This is a genomic window from Rhodococcus sp. PvR044, from assembly GCF_040548995.1.
Lineage (GTDB): Bacteria > Actinomycetota > Actinomycetes > Mycobacteriales > Mycobacteriaceae > Rhodococcus_G > Rhodococcus_G oryzae.
Genome location: NZ_JBEPSX010000013.1, coordinates 107,013 through 123,408 on the forward strand (window position 1 = coordinate 107,013; position 16,396 = coordinate 123,408).

The 16,396-nt window shown below is 71.4% G+C and carries 16 protein-coding genes; 3 read left to right on the top strand and 13 right to left on the bottom strand.

All coding sequences use genetic code 11. From position 1 onward, the window contains the following. Positions 1-99 precede the first annotated feature (99 nt). The 10 genes from rdgB to clpS form a co-directional block, all read right to left on the bottom strand. Entirely contained in the window at positions 100-717 is a 618-nt protein-coding gene (gene rdgB / locus ABIC28_RS24005; protein ID WP_097211507.1) for an RdgB/HAM1 family non-canonical purine NTP pyrophosphatase, read from the bottom strand. Further along, positions 710-1,498, bottom strand: coding sequence for a ribonuclease PH (rph, locus tag ABIC28_RS24010; RefSeq protein ID WP_027499784.1), 789 nt, complete (start codon positions 1,496-1,498; stop codon positions 710-712). The genes rdgB and rph overlap by 8 nt, the downstream gene beginning before the upstream one ends. 26 nt (positions 1,499-1,524) lie before the next feature. Then, positions 1,525-2,283, bottom strand: coding sequence for a cyclic nucleotide-degrading phosphodiesterase (locus ABIC28_RS24015; RefSeq protein ID WP_209926936.1), 759 nt, complete (start codon positions 2,281-2,283; stop codon positions 1,525-1,527). 107 nt (positions 2,284-2,390) lie between these two features. Beyond that, positions 2,391-3,056, bottom strand: a complete 666-nt coding sequence (locus ABIC28_RS24020; RefSeq protein WP_097211508.1) for a rhomboid family intramembrane serine protease — start codon at positions 3,054-3,056, stop codon at positions 2,391-2,393. Between the two features lie 15 nt (positions 3,057-3,071). After that, a complete protein-coding gene (locus ABIC28_RS24025) occupies positions 3,072-4,034 on the bottom strand; it encodes a cysteine synthase (protein ID WP_209926938.1) in 963 nt (320 codons plus the stop codon). A 6-nt stretch (positions 4,035-4,040) separates the two neighbouring features. Beyond that, entirely contained in the window at positions 4,041-4,313 is a 273-nt protein-coding gene (locus ABIC28_RS24030) for a MoaD/ThiS family protein (protein ID WP_209926940.1), read from the bottom strand. An 8-nt stretch (positions 4,314-4,321) separates the two neighbouring features. Continuing rightward, positions 4,322-4,756, bottom strand: coding sequence for a M67 family metallopeptidase (locus tag ABIC28_RS24035; RefSeq protein ID WP_097211511.1), 435 nt, complete (start codon positions 4,754-4,756; stop codon positions 4,322-4,324). Between the two features lie 26 nt (positions 4,757-4,782). Beyond that, complete coding sequence (locus ABIC28_RS24040; RefSeq protein WP_307861263.1) at positions 4,783-5,862, bottom strand: P1 family peptidase; 1,080 nt, start codon at positions 5,860-5,862, stop codon at positions 4,783-4,785. Next, complete coding sequence (gene aosR / locus ABIC28_RS24045) at positions 5,859-6,434, bottom strand: oxidative stress transcriptional regulator AosR (protein ID WP_097211512.1); 576 nt, start codon at positions 6,432-6,434, stop codon at positions 5,859-5,861. The genes ABIC28_RS24040 and aosR overlap by 4 nt, the downstream gene beginning before the upstream one ends. 47 nt (positions 6,435-6,481) lie before the next feature. Next, positions 6,482-6,817 (bottom strand): ATP-dependent Clp protease adapter ClpS, encoded by a 336-nt coding sequence (gene clpS / locus ABIC28_RS24050; protein ID WP_077043788.1) that lies wholly within the window; start codon positions 6,815-6,817, stop codon positions 6,482-6,484. Between the two features lie 96 nt (positions 6,818-6,913). On the opposite strand from clpS, the gene ABIC28_RS24055 reads away from it, so the two are divergent. From ABIC28_RS24055 to ABIC28_RS24065, 3 genes are read left to right on the top strand one after another with little or no spacing between them, the layout of a single operon-like run. Then, on the top strand, positions 6,914-8,242 hold the full coding sequence (locus ABIC28_RS24055; RefSeq protein ID WP_209926942.1) for a nicotinate phosphoribosyltransferase: 1,329 nt from the start codon (positions 6,914-6,916) through the stop codon (positions 8,240-8,242). A gap of 9 nt (positions 8,243-8,251) precedes the next feature. After that, positions 8,252-8,860: an isochorismatase family protein gene (locus ABIC28_RS24060; RefSeq protein WP_209926943.1), complete on the top strand. Its 609-nt coding sequence runs from the start codon at positions 8,252-8,254 to the stop codon at positions 8,858-8,860. A gap of 25 nt (positions 8,861-8,885) precedes the next feature. Next, positions 8,886-10,919, top strand: coding sequence for an ATP-dependent DNA helicase (locus tag ABIC28_RS24065; RefSeq protein WP_097211514.1), 2,034 nt, complete (start codon positions 8,886-8,888; stop codon positions 10,917-10,919). Positions 10,920-10,925: 6 nt separating this feature from the next. Here ABIC28_RS24065 and ABIC28_RS24070 read toward each other — a convergent pair whose 3' ends face one another. The 3 genes from ABIC28_RS24070 to glgP all read right to left on the bottom strand — a co-directional run bounded on the left by ABIC28_RS24070 (position 10,926) and on the right by glgP (position 16,328). Next, a complete protein-coding gene (locus tag ABIC28_RS24070; protein WP_097211563.1) occupies positions 10,926-12,248 on the bottom strand; it encodes a diacylglycerol/lipid kinase family protein in 1,323 nt (440 codons plus the stop codon). 1 nt (position 12,249) lies between these two features. After that, a complete protein-coding gene (locus ABIC28_RS24075; RefSeq protein ID WP_373560247.1) occupies positions 12,250-13,659 on the bottom strand; it encodes a DUF2252 domain-containing protein in 1,410 nt (469 codons plus the stop codon). 80 nt (positions 13,660-13,739) lie between these two features. Then, positions 13,740-16,328 carry an alpha-glucan family phosphorylase gene (glgP, locus tag ABIC28_RS24080; RefSeq protein ID WP_209926944.1) on the bottom strand — a complete coding sequence of 863 codons (2,589 nt, stop codon included), beginning with the start codon at positions 16,326-16,328 and terminating at the stop codon, positions 13,740-13,742. Between the last annotated feature and the right edge of the window lie 68 nt (positions 16,329-16,396).

The window sequence follows — 16,396 nt, forward strand, 5'->3', positions numbered from 1 at the left end:
GGGGCGCAGGCCGCCCCGCTGGCCCGTCGAGTGTGCACCTTCCGACGCATCGCCCGAAAGGGGACGCGCGGAACTGCACACTCGACGGGCGGGCGGAACCTAGCTGCCGGCCAGCGCGGCGATCGCGGGCACCAGCTGCGCCAGCGCCCGGCCGCGGTGCGAGGCCGCGTCCTTCTCCTCGGGGGTCAGCTGCGCCGCCGAGCGCGACTCCCCCTCCGGCACGAACACCGGGTCGTAACCGAATCCGCCGTCGCCGCGGGGCTCCCTGGCGATGGCCCCGGGCCACGTTCCGCGCACCACCGACTCCTCGCCGCCGGGCACCACGAGCGCACATGCGGAGACGAAGGCCGCTCCCCTGCGCTCGTCCGGCACGTCGGACAGCTGCGCGAGCACCAGCGCGGTGTTCGCCGCGTCGTCACCGTGTCCGCCCGACCACCGCGCAGACAGCACCCCCGGCATCGCGTTCAGCGCGTCCACCTCGAGCCCCGAATCGTCCGCGACGCACGGCAGCCCGGTGGCCGCGGCGCCGTCGCGGGCCTTGGCCAGCGCGTTGCCCTCGAAGCTCGCCTCGGTCTCGGGCGCCTCCGGGAACGGCGGCACCTCGTCGAGGCCGACGAGCTCGATGCCGCTGACCCCGGCCGCCTCGAGCACGCGCCGAAGCTCCTTGAGCTTCTTCGCGTTTCGGCTCGCGACGAGAAGTCGGACGGCCTCAGGCACCGAACTTCTTCTTCGCCGCCTCGGGCTCCTTCGGCTCGGGCAGCTCACCCGGGTACGGCAGCGCGAGCGCCTGCTTCTGCACCTCGAACAGCTGCTCGCAGCCGGCCAGTGCCGAGTCGAGGAGCTTGTCCAGCGTGGTGCGCGGGAAGGTCGCGCCCTCTCCGGTGCCCTGCACCTCGACGAGGGTGCCGGTGTCCGTCGCGACGACGTTCATGTCGACCTCGGCGCGCGAATCCTCCTCGTAGGGCAGGTCAAGCCGCACCCGGCCGTCGACGACGCCGACGCTGACCGCGGCGATCGCGCAGGACAGCGGCTGCGGGTCGGCCAGCCGGCCGGCCGCGCGCAGGTAGGTGACGGCGTCGGCCAGCGCGACGTAGGCGCCGGTGATCGCCGCGGTCCGGGTGCCACCGTCGGCCTGCAGCACGTCGCAGTCGATGGCGATGGTGTTCTCGCCGATCGCGGCGAGGTCGATGCAGGCGCGCAGCGAGCGGCCGACCAGCCTGCTGATCTCCTGGGTGCGTCCGCCGACCTTGCCCTTGACCGACTCGCGGCCGCTGCGGGTGTGGGTCGCGGCGGGCAGCATCGCGTACTCGGCGGTCAGCCAGCCGAGGCCGGAACCCTTGCGCCAGCGCGGCACGCCCTCCTCGACGCTCGCGGTGCACATCACGCGGGTGCCACCGAATTCGACGAGAACCGATCCGGCCGGATGGCTCGTGAAGCCCCGGGTGATCCGTACCTCGCGGAGTTCGTCGTCCGCCCTGCCATCCAGTCGTCTGCTCACGGGCGCAAGCCTAGACGTCCCGCGACTCAGATCTCGAAGACGTCCCCGGGCGAGACGGCGTGGACGGGTCCGGAGAACTCGGCCTTGGCCTCGGCGATGACGTCCTCGCGGGAGGTCCACGGCGGGATGTGCGTGAGCAGCAGTTCGCCGACCCCCGCCCTTGCCGCGACCTGTCCGGCCTCGGTGCCGGAGAGGTGGATCCCCTTCGGGCGGTCGGGGTGATGGGTCCAGGAGGCCTCGGCCAGCAGCACATTCGCGCCGCGGGACAGCTCGACCACCTCGTCGCACATCCCGGTATCGCCGGTGTAGACGAGGGTCCGGCCCGCGGGATCGCTGATCCGCAACCCGTACGCCTCCGGCGGATGGAACACCCGGCGCGAGGTGACGGTGAGCGCGCCGTGGCTCATGGATCCGCCGTCGGTGAAGGCGCGCAGGTCGATCGTGTCGGAGATGTCGTCGTACTCGCCGCCGCACTCCGAGGAGGCGGCACCGATCCGGCAGGCGGTGTCCGTCGGCCCGCAGACGACGGCCCGGCCGGGCGGCGGGTTGGGGTGGTACCGGCGCCACACCAGCAGCCCCGGCAGGTCGAGGCAGTGATCCGCGTGCAGGTGGGTCAGGAAGATCGACACCTGACCGGGGTCGGCGTAACGCTGCAGCGCTCCGAGCACGCCGGGGCCGAAGTCAAGGACCGCGGGCGGGGTGTCCGGAGCGGTCAAGAGGTAGCCCGAGGCGGGCGAGTCGGGACCCCCGACGCTGCCCGAACAACCCAGGACGGTGATGCGCATGTTTCCCATGCTGCCACGACCACCTGATCCGGAAAAAGCTTCGAGTGGAATCGAGACCAAATGCCGCCCCGTGATCCGCTGCGCCGGGCGTCACACCTGCGCGTTCGCTACCGGTTCAACGCCTTCGCCTCGCGCGCCTTGCGGACATCGGAGGCCAGCACCCAGGCGGCGACGACACCGCCGATCGCGCCGAACAGGTGCCCTTCCCAAGAGATCCCGGGCTGGCCGGGCAGCACGCCCCACAGCGCCCCGCCGTAGATCACCAGCACGACAAGCCCTAGGGCCATCTGCCCGAAATGCCGGGCGAAGATGCCGCGGGTGATCAGGTAGGTCAGCCAGCCGAACACGAGCACCGAGGCGCCGAGATGGTTGTTCACCGAGCCGAACAGCCACACCCCGACACCGCCGATCACCCAGATGATGCCGGTGGCCGCGAGCCCGCGCCCGATGCCCGAGAGCATGACCAGGAATCCGAGCACCAGCAGCGGGATGGTGTTCGCGACCAGGTGCGCCCACCCGCCGTGCAGCACCGGCGCGAAGACGATCCCCCACAGGCCGTCGACGGTCCTCGGCTGGATGCCGCCGTTGTCGAGGCTGCCCTTGACGAGCATGTCGATGAACTCGAGGACGTACAGCCCGACCACGAAGCCGCCGATGACCGCGGCCGCCTGCTGCCACATCGGGCGCTCGGCCGCAGGCCTGGTCGCGGGCGGGTTCGACGGCACCGACAGAGCGGGGTTGGTGTACTTGAACGGGTCACCCGGGGTGCTCATCCGAACCTCTTTCCGTCACGCCCACAGCTGCCCCTCCAGGGCCGCCTCCGCATCCTCGAGGGTACCGGCGTACGCACCGGTCGACAGATACTTCCAGCCGCCGTCGGCCACGATGAAGGCGATGTCGGCGCGGGCGCCTGCCTTGACCGCCTTGGCCGCGACCCCGAGCGCCGCGTGCAGGACGGCCCCGGTCGAGACGCCCGCGAAGATGCCCTCCCGCTCGATCAGTTCCCGCGTCCGCCGCACCGCGTCGAACGGGCCGACCGAGAACCTCGAGGTGAGCACCGACTCGTCGTACAGCTCGGGGATGAAGCCCTCGTCGATGTTGCGCAGGCCGTAGACCAGTTCGCCGTAGCGCGGCTCGGCGGCCACGATCTCGATTCCCGGCACGTGTTCGCGCAGAAAGCGTCCCGTGCCCATCAGGGTGCCGGTGGTGCCGAGTCCGGCCACGAAATGAGTGATCTCCGGCAGGTCGCGCAGCAACTCCGGTCCGGTGCCCTCGTAGTGCGCGGCCGGATTCGCCGGGTTTCCGTACTGGTAGAGCATCACCCACTCGGGGTGCTCCGCGGCGATCGCCTTCGCCCGCGCCACCGCCTCGTTGGAGCCGCCGCGCGCGGGCGAGTCGATGATCTCGGCGCCGAACATGGTCAGCAGCTGCCTGCGCTCGATCGAGGTGTTCTCCGGCATCACGCAGATCAGCCGGTAGCCCTTGAGCTTGGCGGCCATCGCCAGCGAGATCCCGGTGTTGCCGCTGGTCGGCTCCAGGATGGTGGCGCCGGGCGTGAGCAGTCCGTCCCGCTCGGCCTGCTCGATCATCCGCAGCGCGGGCCGATCCTTCACCGAGCCGGTGGGATTGCGATCCTCCAGCTTGGCCCACAGCCGCACCGGCGCCTCCCCCGTCCAGCGCGGGGAAAGGTGCGGCAGCCCGACCAGCGGTGTGTCGCCCAGGGTCTCGATCAGCGAGTCGTACCGGGCCACCGCGGATCAGCCTCCGGCGACGGCGGGCAGGATGGTGACCGAGTCCCCGTCGGCCACCGCGGTGTCGAGTCCGCCGGAGAAGCGCACGTCCTCGTCGTTGACGTACACGTTGACGAACCGGTGCAGCTTGCCCTCGTTGATCAGCCGGTCCTTGAGCCCGGCGTGGTTGGCCTCGAGGTCGTCGATCACCGCGGCCAAGGTGGAACCCGTTGCCTGCACCCGCTTCTCACCGTCGGTGTGGTTGCGGAGGATGGTGGGGATGGAAACGATGACGGCCATCAGGGCTCCTAGTGGGGGTTCTGTGCGTACGGGTAGCTCGGCACCACGTCGACCGGTTCCTCGGTGACCACGCCGTCGACGATCCGGAAGCTGCGCAGCTCGTGCGTGTCCGGATCGCGGGTGGAGATCAGCACATAGTGCGCGTCGGGTTCGGAGGCGAAGGAGACGTCGGTGCGACTGGGATATGCCTCGGTGGCGGTGTGCGAGTGATAGATGACCACCGGCGCCTCGTCGGCCGCCTCCATCGCACGCCACAGCCGCAGCTGCTCGCCGGAGTCGAAGCGGTAGAAGGTCGGCGAGCGCTCGGCGTTGATCATCGGGACGTGCCGCAGCGGCCGATCGCCGCCCTCGGGGCCGGCGATGATGCCGCAGGCCTCATCTGGATGATCGGCACGAGCGTGCGCGACCATCGCCTCGACGAGGTCGGATCTGATCACCAACACCTGCGCCTCCGATGTGTTCGCCCAGCTTAGACGTCGAATGCTGACGGAAACAGCTCCCGATAGCTCGGTATTCCCGCGACCGCCGTTGCCGCGAGGACGGCACCGACGATCGCCCGCGTCACCGCGTCGGCCGCGGCCGCGCACACCGCGTCGAGCAGCGCCAGCTCCGCGGGAAAGGCGGCGGGCATCGGGACTGGGGCGGGCGCGGTCGCCCTGGTGCCGGTCGCAAGGGCGAACAGCGTGTCCCCGTCGAGCGGTGAGTGCGCGGGCCGGATCGCCCGGGCCAGGCCGTCGTGGCCCGCGACGGCGACCCGCCTGCAGCCGGCCTTGCTCAGCGCGGCATCGGTCGCCACCACCCCGATGGTGGTGTTCAGGACGGTGCCCTTCTGCCCGAGCTCGATCGCCGCGGCCAACTCGGCGGCATCCGGGACCCGCAGGCCCCAGCTCGCGGCCTCGGCCACCCCGACCCCCCACGGCAGACCGGTGCCCGGATCGAACACGGAGCCAACGGGATTGGCGACGATCAGCGCCGCGACCGTGACGCCTTCGGCCGCCCCTGCGCCGAGCACGAGGCTGGCAGTGCCGACACCGCCCTTGAGCACCCCGGCGCGCGCACCGACCCCGGCACCAACGGATCCGACCGCGAACTCCGCAGCCGCCGCCTCCGCCGCGAGAAATCCGTGATCCGCGGTCGGCCGCACCGACCAGTCCCCCACCGGCAGGTCGAAGATCACCGCTCCCGGCACGATCGGGACGACATGGCCGTCGGCGTCCATCGGGATCCCGCGACCGTGCTCCTCGAGCCAGCGCATCACCCCGTCCGCGGCTGCCAGCCCGTAGGCGCTGCCCCCGGTCAGCAGCACCGCGTCCACCTGCTGGACGGTGTGGCTCGGATCGAGCAGGTCGGTCTCGCGGGTGCCGGGCCCGCCGCCGCGCACATCGACGGACGCGGTGGCGCCGCCTGGCGCCAGCACCACGGTGCAGCCCGTCGCCCGGCCCGAGCCGAGTCCGGCGTCCCGGTCCAGCTCGTGGTGGTGCCCGACCAGCAGGCCCTCGACATCGGCCAGCGAGTTCCGCGGCCCGCTGCGCACCCCCGCGCCCGTCACGGGACCAGGACCTGCACCAGGGAGTCCTGCATCCAGGTGAGCCAGTGATAGACGTCCAGGTGCGGCGCCCGCGGGTCGTCGGGCTCGAGCTCGTCCGGGGTGTCGGCGTCGATGCCGATGGTGGTCCCCAGGGCCAGGCGCACGTCGTTGAGTCCTGCGAGCCACGCGTCGGCCTGTTCGGGGGTCAGCGAGACCTTGCCACCCTCCGGCGGCACCGTCTGCAGGATCACCGATCCCGCCGCCAGCTTGGCGTCGATGATCTCCGGCTCGTGCAGACTGCGCAGTGCCGCATTCATATTCGCGCCCTGTGCCGGTGTGCCCTCGCGGTCGGCCTCGGCCCGGTAGAAGTTCGGCAGCAGTCGGGCCAGAGTGGCATCCGTTGGGGCGTCACTGTTCCCGGTACGCAGACCGGTCAGCTCGGCGAGGTCGTCCTGCGGCACCGCGGCCGCCCGGTCCTCGAGCAGCGCCAGGACAGACGAGACCAGCGACCTGAGGACCGAGGCCTCTCGTGCGTCCATCTCGGAGCGAATCTTCACGCCGCCCAGCGAATTCTTTCGGCTCCATGTGCGCACGTTGCGTACCTGCGGGTCCTTTCAGGATCGGTGGTCGGGGATCTCCGCTAGCTGTCGCGCTGCATCGTCGCCCACAGGCCTGCCTGGTGGAGACGGTTCACATCGTGCTCCATCTTGTCGCGGGATCCGGACGACACGACGGCTTTGCCCTCCTTGTGGACCTGCATCATCAGGTCGGTGGCCCTCGCCTTGCTGTAGCCGAACAGCTTCTGGAAGATGAAGGTCACGTAGTGCATGAGGTTCACGGGGTCGTCCCAGACGACGGTCACCCAGGGCTTGTCCTCCGCTTCCAGGATCTCCTCGACCTCGGATTCGGCTGGCGTGACCTGCGGCGACGCTGCGGGCATCCTCGCCATGGGAATAGTTGTCGGGCACTGGGCCATGACTCCAGAGTACGACGTGCTCAGGAAAGAGAAAACCTCCGAACGCAGGACGGGCACGTCCGCGCATCACGGGTCCGCGACTCGTAAGGTGGGCGCGTGACGAACAACGCCTCGGACTGGTCCCAGCCGAAGACGAGCACCGCGCTGCTCACCGACCAGTACGAGCTGACGATGCTCTCGGCCGCGCTCGGCGACGGTTCGGCGCACCGCCGCTGCAGCTTCGAGGTCTTCGCGCGCAGGCTGCCCGCCGGGCGCCGGTACGGCGTCGTCGCCGGCATCGGCCGGTTGCTCGACGCGCTGCCCCGCTTCCGGTTCGGTGAGCCGGAGCTGGCCGTCGTGTCCGAGTTCCTGAACGAGCAGACGGTGGACTGGCTGCGGAACTACCGCTTCTCCGGCGACATCGACGGCTACCGGGAGGGCGAGCTGTACTTCCCTGGCTCGCCGATCCTCTCGGTGCGCGGCACCTTCGCCGAATGCGTGCTCCTCGAGACGTTGACGCTCTCGATCCTCAACCACGACAGCGCGATCGCCTCCGCCGCCGCACGCATGGTCAGCGCCGCTGCCGGCAGGCGGATGATCGAGATGGGCTCGCGGCGCGCCCACGAGGAATCGGCCGTGGCCTGCTCCCGCGCGGCGTACCTGGCCGGGTTCACCGCGACCTCGAACCTGGAGGCAGTCCGCCGCTACGGCGTGCCTGGCGCGGGGACCAGCGCGCACGCGTTCACGCTGCTGCACAACACTGTCGCCGGCCCGGACGAGGCGGCCGCGTTCCGCGGTCAGGTCGCGGCGCTCGGACTGGGCACCACCCTGCTGGTGGACACCTACGACATCACCGAGGGCGTCAAGACCGCCATCGCCGTCGCCGGGCCGGAGCTCGGCGGCGTGCGGATCGACTCGGGCGATCTCGGCGTGTGGGCCCGCCAGGTGCGCGCGCAGCTCGACGACCTGGGCGCGACGAAGACGAAGATCGTGGTGTCCGGCGATCTGGACGAGTACGCGATCGCGGCGCTGCGGGCCGAACCGGTGGACACTTATGGGGTGGGCACCGCGCTGGTCACCGGCTCGGGCGCACCCACGGCGGGCATGGTCTACAAGCTGGTGGAGGTGGAGGGCATCCCGGTGGCCAAGCGCAGCAGCCACAAGGAGTCGCGCGGCGGGACCAAGCGCGTGCTCCGTTTCGCCCGGCCCACCGGGACCGCGGTCGAGGAGGTCGCGTTCCCGGCCGACGCGCCCGCGCCCGAGAGCGGCGGTCTGATCGCGCACGACCTGCTGGTCCCGATGGTGCGGGGCGGCGAGGTGGTGACGGGTCTGCCCACCCTGGACGAGGGCCGCGACCTGCTCGCCCAGCGGCTCGTCAGCCTGCCGTGGGAGGGACTCAAGCTGTCCCAGGGCGATCCCGCGATCCCCACCCGGTTCGTGGGCTAGGTGACTGCGATGAACCCCACCGACTCCCCCGCCGCCCCGAAGCGGGCGCTGATCGTCGTCGACGTGCAGAACGACTTCTGCGAGGGCGGCTCGCTGGCCGTCGCGGGCGGCGCGGCGGTTGCGGCCGACATCTCCTCCTTGCTCGGCTCCACCGCGGCAGGTGAGTACGACGCGATCGTCGCCACCAGGGACTTCCACGTCGACCCGGGCGCGCACTTCTCCGACGAACCCGACTACGTGGACAGCTGGCCGCCACACTGCCGGGCCGGGACGCGAGGTGCCGGGTTCCATCCCGCCCTCGACCTGCGATCGGTCGAGGAGGTGTTCTCCAAGGGCGCCCACTCGGCCGCCTACTCGGGCTTCGAGGGCTCGGCGGCGTCTGGGCGGTCCCTGGCGGACTGGCTGCGTGACCGCGAGATCGCCGCCGTCGACGTGGTCGGCATCGCCACCGACCACTGCGTCCGCGCGACCGCGCTCGACGCGGCGCGCGAGGGCTTCGAGACCAGGGTGCTGCTGCGGTACACGGCCGCGGTGTCCCCCGACTCCGTGCCGTCGGTGCTCGAGCGGCTCCGCGGCGCGGGCGTCACCCCGGTGGGTCAGGTCGCTGCGGCGAACTGACGGCGGCGCCGAGTAGCCTTGGTCGGTGCCTGAACTCCCCAACGTGCCCGACCTGCTCTCCGTGGCGGTGCAGGCGTTGGGCGGCGCCGAACGCACCAACCAGCTGACCATGGCGTCGGCGGTCGCGCACGCCATCGACACCGGCGAGCACCTCGCCGTGCAGGCGGGCACCGGTACCGGCAAGTCGCTCGCCTACCTGGTGCCCAGCATCCGGCACGCCGTCGAGAGCGGGCGCACCGTGGTCATCTCCACCGCCACCATCGCGCTGCAACGCCAGCTCGTCGACCGCGACCTGCCGCGCCTGTCCGATGCCCTCGCGGGCGCGCTGGGCAGGCGGCCGGAGTTCGCGATCCTCAAGGGCCGCAACAACTACCTGTGCCTGAACAAGATCCACACCGGGGCATCAGAAGACACTGCGGAGTCGGCCGAGCTGTTCGACGCGTTCGCGATCTCCCGGCTCGGCCGCGAGGTGCAGCGGCTGACCAAGTGGTCATCCGACACCGAGACCGGCGACCGGGACGAGCTGGTGCCCGGCGTGAGCGATCAGTCGTGGCGCCAGGTGAGCGTCACCTCGCGCGAGTGCCTTGGCAAGTCGAGCTGCCCCGTCGGCGAGGACTGCTTCGCGGAGCGGGCGCGGGCCGAGGCCTCGAAGGTCGACGTGGTGGTCACCAACCACGCGATGCTCGCGATCGACGCGATCACCGGCATCGCCGTCCTGCCCGAGCACGACGTGGTGGTGATCGACGAGGCACACGAACTGGTCGACCGGGTGACGGGGGTGGCCACCGCCGAGCTGGCGCCGTCGACCATCAGCGCCGCCGCGCGCAGGTGCGTCAAGCTCGTCGAGGAGCAGGACGCGGACCGGTTCGAGGCCTCGGCGGAGGGCTGGGACGCGGTGCTCGAGGAGCTGCATGCCGGCCGCTGGGAAGGACTGCCCGACGGCGCGGGCCACGCGCTGGCCGCCGTCCGAGATGCGGCCTGGGCGGTGCGCACGGCGATCGGGCCTGCGCGGCCGGGGATGAACGCCACCGACCCCGAGGCGGCCGCCGCCCGCAACGCCGCGCTCGCGGCCGTCGACGAGGTGCACGACAACGCCGTCCGCGTGCTCACCGCGTTCGACGAACCGGACCCGGCCAAGCGCCGCGACGTGGTCTGGCTCGCCGACGAGGAGCGGCGGGGCAAGCTCGTCCGGATGGCGCCGCTGTCGGTCGGCGGGCTGCTGCGCTCGCGGCTGTTCGCGGAGTCGACCGTGGTGCTCACCTCCGCGACCCTGACGGTCGGCGGATCGTTCGACGGGCTCGCGGTGAACTGGGGCCTGCCCGCCGAGTCCGGCACCCGCGTCGATCCGGCGATGGCGACCGGCACCGAGGCGCCCGCGGACGAGGCCGCCATCCGGTGGAATTCGCTCGACGTCGGCTCGCCGTTCGACCACGCCAAGGCGGGCATCCTCTACGTCGCCAAGCACCTGCCCGCCCCCGGCCGGGACGGGCTGGCACCGAGCTATCTCGACGAGATCGCCGAACTGGTGACCGCGGCCGGTGGCCGCACCCTCGGGCTGTTCTCCTCGATGCGCGCCGCGAAGGCCGCCGCCGAGGTCATGCGCAAGCGCCTCGACACCCCGGTGCTGTGCCAGGGCGACGACGCCACCGGGCAGCTGGTCCGCGCGTTCGCCGAGGACGAGGCCACCTCGCTGTTCGGCACGCTGTCGCTGTGGCAGGGCGTGGACGTGCCCGGCCCGTCGCTGAGCCTGGTGATCCTGGACCGGATCCCGTTCCCGCGGCCAGACGATCCGCTGCTGGTGGCCCGCCAGCGCGCGGTCGAGTCCCGCGGTGGCAACGGCTTCCTCTCGGTGGCGGGCAATCACGCCGCGCTGCTGCTGGCGCAGGGCGTGGGTCGGCTGCTGCGCAGCGTCGACGACCGCGGCGTGATCGCGATGCTGGACTCCCGGCTCGCGACGGCCCGCTACGGCGGCTACCTTCGCGCCTCGCTGCCGCCGTTCTGGGAGACCTCCGATCCCGAGGTCGTGCGCAAGGCGCTCGCCAGGCTGACGGCGGGCTGAGCCCCGCTACCTCGGCCGGTGTGCCCACCCGGCCAGCGCGCGTAGCCGAACCCAGTCGACCGCGACCTTGAACGGCGGCACCCCAGGGCGGTCCCTCGGCAGCCGCACCCGCAACGCCCCCGGCCTGATGGTGCACCGCACCGGCGTGGCGAGCATGAGCGATTCGCCGTCGACGCCGACCGGTATCGCCGGCGCATCGGCATCGACGGTCACCTCGCGGACCGTGTGCTGGGTCATGCCGCGTTCGTGCGCACGGTTGAGCAACCCGACGGCCTGGCGCGCGCCATCCACCGCCACGGTCACGACCCCGAGCACGCCGCGGTCCAGTCGCGCCCGTCGGCCAAGACCCGCGAGGTCACTGGTCTGATAGGGGCCGTTGCTCACCAGTACCGCCTGGGGACCCTCAACCGTGAGGCCGCCGGTTCGGGCGATCAGCCTCGCCCCCGCGCTCCCGCCCAGCAGGTCCGGCAGCATGCGGAGCACGGTCCCGGTCTTGTCGTCCCGGTACGCCGGACTCTGCACCACCTCGGCGTACACCCCGAACGAGGCGTTGTTGACGAAGGTGCGCCCGGCGATCTCCCCGAGGTCGACGCGGACCTCGACGCCGTCCCGCAACGCCTCGATGCCGGCGGCCGGGTCGTCGCGATCGAGCCCGAGATCCAGCGCGAAGTGGTTGCGGGTGCCCGCGCTGATCACCAGGAACGGTAGGTCGTGTTCGGCCGCGACCCCTGCGACGAGGGCCTGGGTCCCGTCCCCGCCCGCCACCCCGAGCAGGTCGGCACCCCTGCGCACCGCGTCGCGGGCCAACGCCTCCACGTCGATGGTGTCCGGTCCTTCGAGCAGGGCGACCTCCGCGCCGAGCTCCTCGGCCTTGCGCTGCAGCCCGAACCTGGCCACCTTGCCGCCACCCGAGTGCGGATTCATCACCAGAAAGGGCTGCCGGGGCGGCGGGACGCTGCGCTCGTCCATCGCGGACTCGGCGCGCTCGGCCTCGAGGGCGGTGCGGGCGCACAGGGCCGCGAGGAGCACGAGCACGTACGAGACCACCACCACCCACAGCAGGTTCGCGCTGACGAACGCGGACAGGACCGCGATCGGGACGAGCACGGCCACACCCAGCCAGATCCACCGTGGCACACCGCGATGGGTGAGGAACCAGTACAGGGCCGCCACCATCACCACGACCCCGCCGATGCCCGCGGCCAGCAGCACCAGCGTGCTCAGCAGGCCCGCTGCCACGATCGGGACCACGGCCGCGGCCACGGCGGCCGCGAAGGCCGCCCGCGCCCACCAGCGCCGACTCCGGTCCGGATCGTCGTGCCCCGCCATCTCAGAGTCCGGACCGCGCCGCGACCCGCCCACCGGCGATCGCCTCGAGTAACGCCGCGTGATCGTGCGCGGTCTGAGCGGCGTAGGACTGTGCGAACGCTGCGATTGCCTCGTCGAACTCGGTGCTGGACCCGAGGTACTCGGCGATCGCGATCCGGTCGCCCGACCTGGCGTGCGCATAGGCAAGCGCACGGCCGCACAGGCGCCCGTAGAGCGTCATCCCCGTCGGCGTCATCGCCTCGATCACCGCTGACCCCTTGCCATCTCGCAACTGCCGCAGATAGTAGTCGCGCCGCACGCCGTCCACTCCGATGCCCTGCTGCCACCCCAGGAAGATGTCGCTGGCGGCCTGCATCAGCCGCTGACCGTGGACCACCCGCTCGCCCTCGTTCTCGAACGAGGGCCCCTCGAGGTAATCCGACAACACGGACGGCACCGCCTCCTTGGCCTGCAGGAACAGCGGGTCCTCGTCATCCACGCCGCGGAACAGGATGATCCAGCATCGCGTCCCGACGCTGCCGACCCCGACCACCTTGCGCGCCACCTGGACCAGCTCGAACTGCTCGAGCGGCACCCGGCGATCCCACTGCAGCGTCGAGCGGTAATCGCTCAGACGCTGGCGCAGTTCGCGATTCAACTCGTCGGCATCGGCGTCGGCGAAGACCTCCTCGATCGGGACCAGCAGGGGCGGATTGCTGAGGATCTTCCGTCTGCCGTCGACCACCGTGGTCAGCTTCCCCAGCGCCTGGACGCTGTCGCGGTTCCACGACTTCTCCAGCGTCTTGCGCATCCGCTTGCTCGACGACGAGTCCAGTTGATCGGCCAGTTCAACGAGCTCCTCGGTGGGTTCGATGTGGGAGTACCACACCGCCAGGGTGCCCCGCTCCGCCTGGAGCGCCATCGTCTCCCGGTACTCGGCGGCACACCCCCTTGCGATCCTGGCCCGCTGTTTGGTGCCGAACCCGGTGTCCCGCGACGCGACCTCGAGGCTGGCGACCAGGCGCTTGACGTCCCACTCGAAGGGACCGGGATAGGTCTCGTCGAAGTCGTTGATGTCGAACGCCAGCCTGCGCTCCGGCGTCGCGTAGATCCCGAAATTGCTCAGGTGCGCGTCCCCGCACAGGTGAGTGTTCAGTCCCGAGGACGGGGCGCGCGAGAGGTCGTCCGCCATGACGAGGGCGGAGCCACGGAAGAAGGCGAACGCCGAGGTCGCCATCCGCCCGTATCGAACCGGGACGAGCTGCGGGATGCGGGCCGCCGCCTGGGTCTCGAGCAGGCCGACCGGATCACGCTCGGCGCCGGGGTGGTGCTCCGCGAGTGAAGCGAACGGCGTCTCCCGGCGCGCGGCGCGACCTCGCTCCGCGCGCTCGGCCCTGCTCGGGTGTGCACCCGATTCCGCTGCCGGCGCCACGACTTCGATTGTCCACCCCGCGGGCCGTCCCCACGTCGGGTTCGCGCGCATCCGTGGCCGGTGGCGGCGCCGCGGTCCGCCTACAGGTGCGGCACCGCCAGCAGGCCCGGTTCGGCGTCGGAGGCAAGCAACGGGTGGTGTGGCAGCACCCGCACCGTGTAGCCGACCGCCCCGGAGTGCGGGACCGTGGTGTCGGCGACGAACAGCTCGCCGAGCTCGTCCGAACCCGCGTGCCGCATCGGCACGGTGACCACATCGCTCAGTTCCTCGTCAGCCCCCACCCGGCCGAGCACCGCCTGCACGGTGACCTCGGCGACGGCGAGACCGGCGAGCCGCACGTACGCGCGCAGCGACAGGTCCGCACCGATCACCGGGGTGTCCGGCAGCCCGGAGCTGTCGACCTGAACCACCTGCACGTCGGGCCAGGCCGCCTCGACGCGGCCGCGGTACTCCGCGATCTGCCGCGCCGCCGCGAAACCGTCCGCGACCACGGCCCGCGCGGACCGGGCGGCAGGTGCGTAGTAGTCGACGGCGTAGTCGCGAACCATCCTCGACGCCAACACCTTCGGGCCCAGGTGCTGCAGGGTGTGGCGGACCATCTGCACCCAGCGGGCAGGCACCCCGTCCGCGTCGCGGTCGTAGAACTTCGGCAGCACCGACCGCTCCAGCAGCCCGTACATCGCGCCCGCCTCGAGGTCGTCGCGGCGCACCTCGTCGGTCACGCCGTCCGCGGTGGGGATCTCCCAGCCGTTCTCGCCGTCGAACATCTCGTCCCACCAGCCGTCGCGGATGGACAGGTTCAGCCCGCCGTTGAGCGCCGACTTCATCCCCGACGTGCCGCAGGCCTCCAGCGGCCGCAGCGGGTTGTTCAGCCACACGTCGCAGCCCCAGTACAGGTACCGAGCCATGGACATGTCGTAGTCGGGCAGGAACACGATCCGGTGCCGGACATCGGCCTCGTCCGCGAAGCGCACCACCTGCTGGATCAGCGCCTTGCCGCCCTCGTCGGCCGGGTGGCTCTTGCCCGCCACCACCAGCTGCACCGGCCGGTCGGGGTCGAGCAGCATCGCCCGCAGCCGGTCCGGATCACGCAGCATCAGGGTCAGCCGCTTGTAGGTCGGGACCCGGCGGGCAAAGCCGACGGTCAGCACCTCGGGATCGAAAACACCCGAAACCCAACCGAGTTCGGCGTCGGTGGCGCCGCGCTCGAGCCACGATGCCCGCACCCTCCTGCGGACCTCCTGCACCAGCTGCTCGCGCAGCGTGTTGCGGGTCGACCACAGGTCGGCGGGCGCGATCTCCTGTAGCCGCTCCCAGCCGCGCGCCTCCTCGACCAGCTCGGGTCCCACCGCGCGGCGGGCCAGGTCCATCCATTCCCTCGCGGCCCAGGTCGGGGCGTGCACGCCGTTGGTCACCGAGCCGATCGGGACCTCGGCGGCATCGAATCCCGGCCACAGGCCGTTGAACATCTCCCGGCTGACGATCCCGTGCAGCTTCGAGACGCCGTTGGCACGCTGACCCAGCCGCAGTCCCATGTGGGCCATGTTGAACACCGACGGGTCGTTCTCGCGGCCGAGGTCGATGATCCGGTCCACCGTCAGACCGGGCAGCAGGGCGGACTCGTTCTCGCCGCCGACCCCACCGAAGTAGTGCCGGACGAGATCGGCGGGGAACCGGTCGATGCCCGCGGGCACCGGGGTGTGCGTGGTGAACACGGTGGCCGCCCGCACCGCGGCGAGCGCGGAGTCGAAGTCCAGGCCGGACCCGGTGATCAGCTCCCGAATCCGTTCCACCCCGAGGAAACCCGCGTGGCCCTCGTTCATGTGGAAGACCTCGGGATCGGCGAGCCCGAGCGAATGGGTGTACGCGCGCACCGCGCGCACTCCGCCGATGCCTGCGAGGATCTCCTGCTTGATCCGATGGTCCTGGTCGCCGCCGTACAGCCGGTCGGTCACCCCGCGCAGCTCCGGGTCGTTCTCTGCGATGTCGGAGTCGAGCAGCAACAGCGGAACCCGCCCCACCTGGGCGATCCACACCCGGGCCCGGAGCACCCGGTTGCCCGGCATCGCGACCCGCAACAGCACCGGCGCCCCCGAGTCGGGCTCGGTGAGCAGCCGCAGCGGCAGGCCCTGCGGGTCAAGCGAGGGATAGTGCTCCGCCTGCCAGCCGTCGGCCGTCAGCGACTGACGGAAGTAGCCGGACCGGTAGAGGAGGCCGACACCGATCAGCGGAACCCCGAGGTCCGAGGCGGCCTTGAGGTGGTCGCCTGCCAGGATCCCGAGCCCGCCCGAGTAGTTCGGGAGCACCTCGCTGACGCCGAACTCCATTGAGAAGTAGGCGATCCCGCCGGCCAGGTCGGCGCCCTTCGCCTGCTGGTTCTGGTACCAGCGCGGTTGGCCGAGGTAGGTGTCCAGGTCCTGCTCGAGCCGGTCGAGCTCGGCGACGAAGTCGTCGTCGACCGCCAGTTCGTCCAGGCGGGCGGGCGAGACCTCGCCGAGCATCCGGATCGGGTCGTGGCGGACCTGCGTCCACAGCGCGGGGTCCATCCGGCCGAACAGATCCTGGGTCTCGGGATGCCAGGACCAGCGCAGGTTCGTCGACAGCTGCTCGAGGGCGGCCAGCCTGGCGGGGAGGTGGGCACGGACGGTGAACCGACGCAAGGCTTTCACCCTGCGAAGACTACCCATTCCGGCCGCCGGGGGCGTGTTGCGCGGGACGCGAGATTCGGCCAGCGCTT

What these genes read in the sequence shown, in the direction of transcription:
- ABIC28_RS24015 (WP_209926936.1), bottom strand. Translation starts at nt 2,283, where the DNA reads ATGCGCATCACCGTCCTGGGTTGTTCGGGCAGCGTCGGGGGTCCCGAC.
- ABIC28_RS24020 (WP_097211508.1), bottom strand. Translation starts at nt 3,056, where the DNA reads ATGAGCACCCCGGGTGACCCGTTCAAGTACACCAACCCCGCTCTGTCG.
- ABIC28_RS24030 (WP_209926940.1), bottom strand. Translation starts at nt 4,313, where the DNA reads ATGGCCGTCATCGTTTCCATCCCCACCATCCTCCGCAACCACACCGAC.
- clpS (WP_077043788.1), bottom strand. Translation starts at nt 6,817, where the DNA reads ATGGCCCAGTGCCCGACAACTATTCCCATGGCGAGGATGCCCGCAGCG.
- ABIC28_RS24060 (WP_209926943.1), top strand. Translation starts at nt 8,252, where the DNA reads ATGAACCCCACCGACTCCCCCGCCGCCCCGAAGCGGGCGCTGATCGTC.
- ABIC28_RS24070 (WP_097211563.1), bottom strand. Translation starts at nt 12,248, where the DNA reads ATGGCGGGGCACGACGATCCGGACCGGAGTCGGCGCTGGTGGGCGCGG.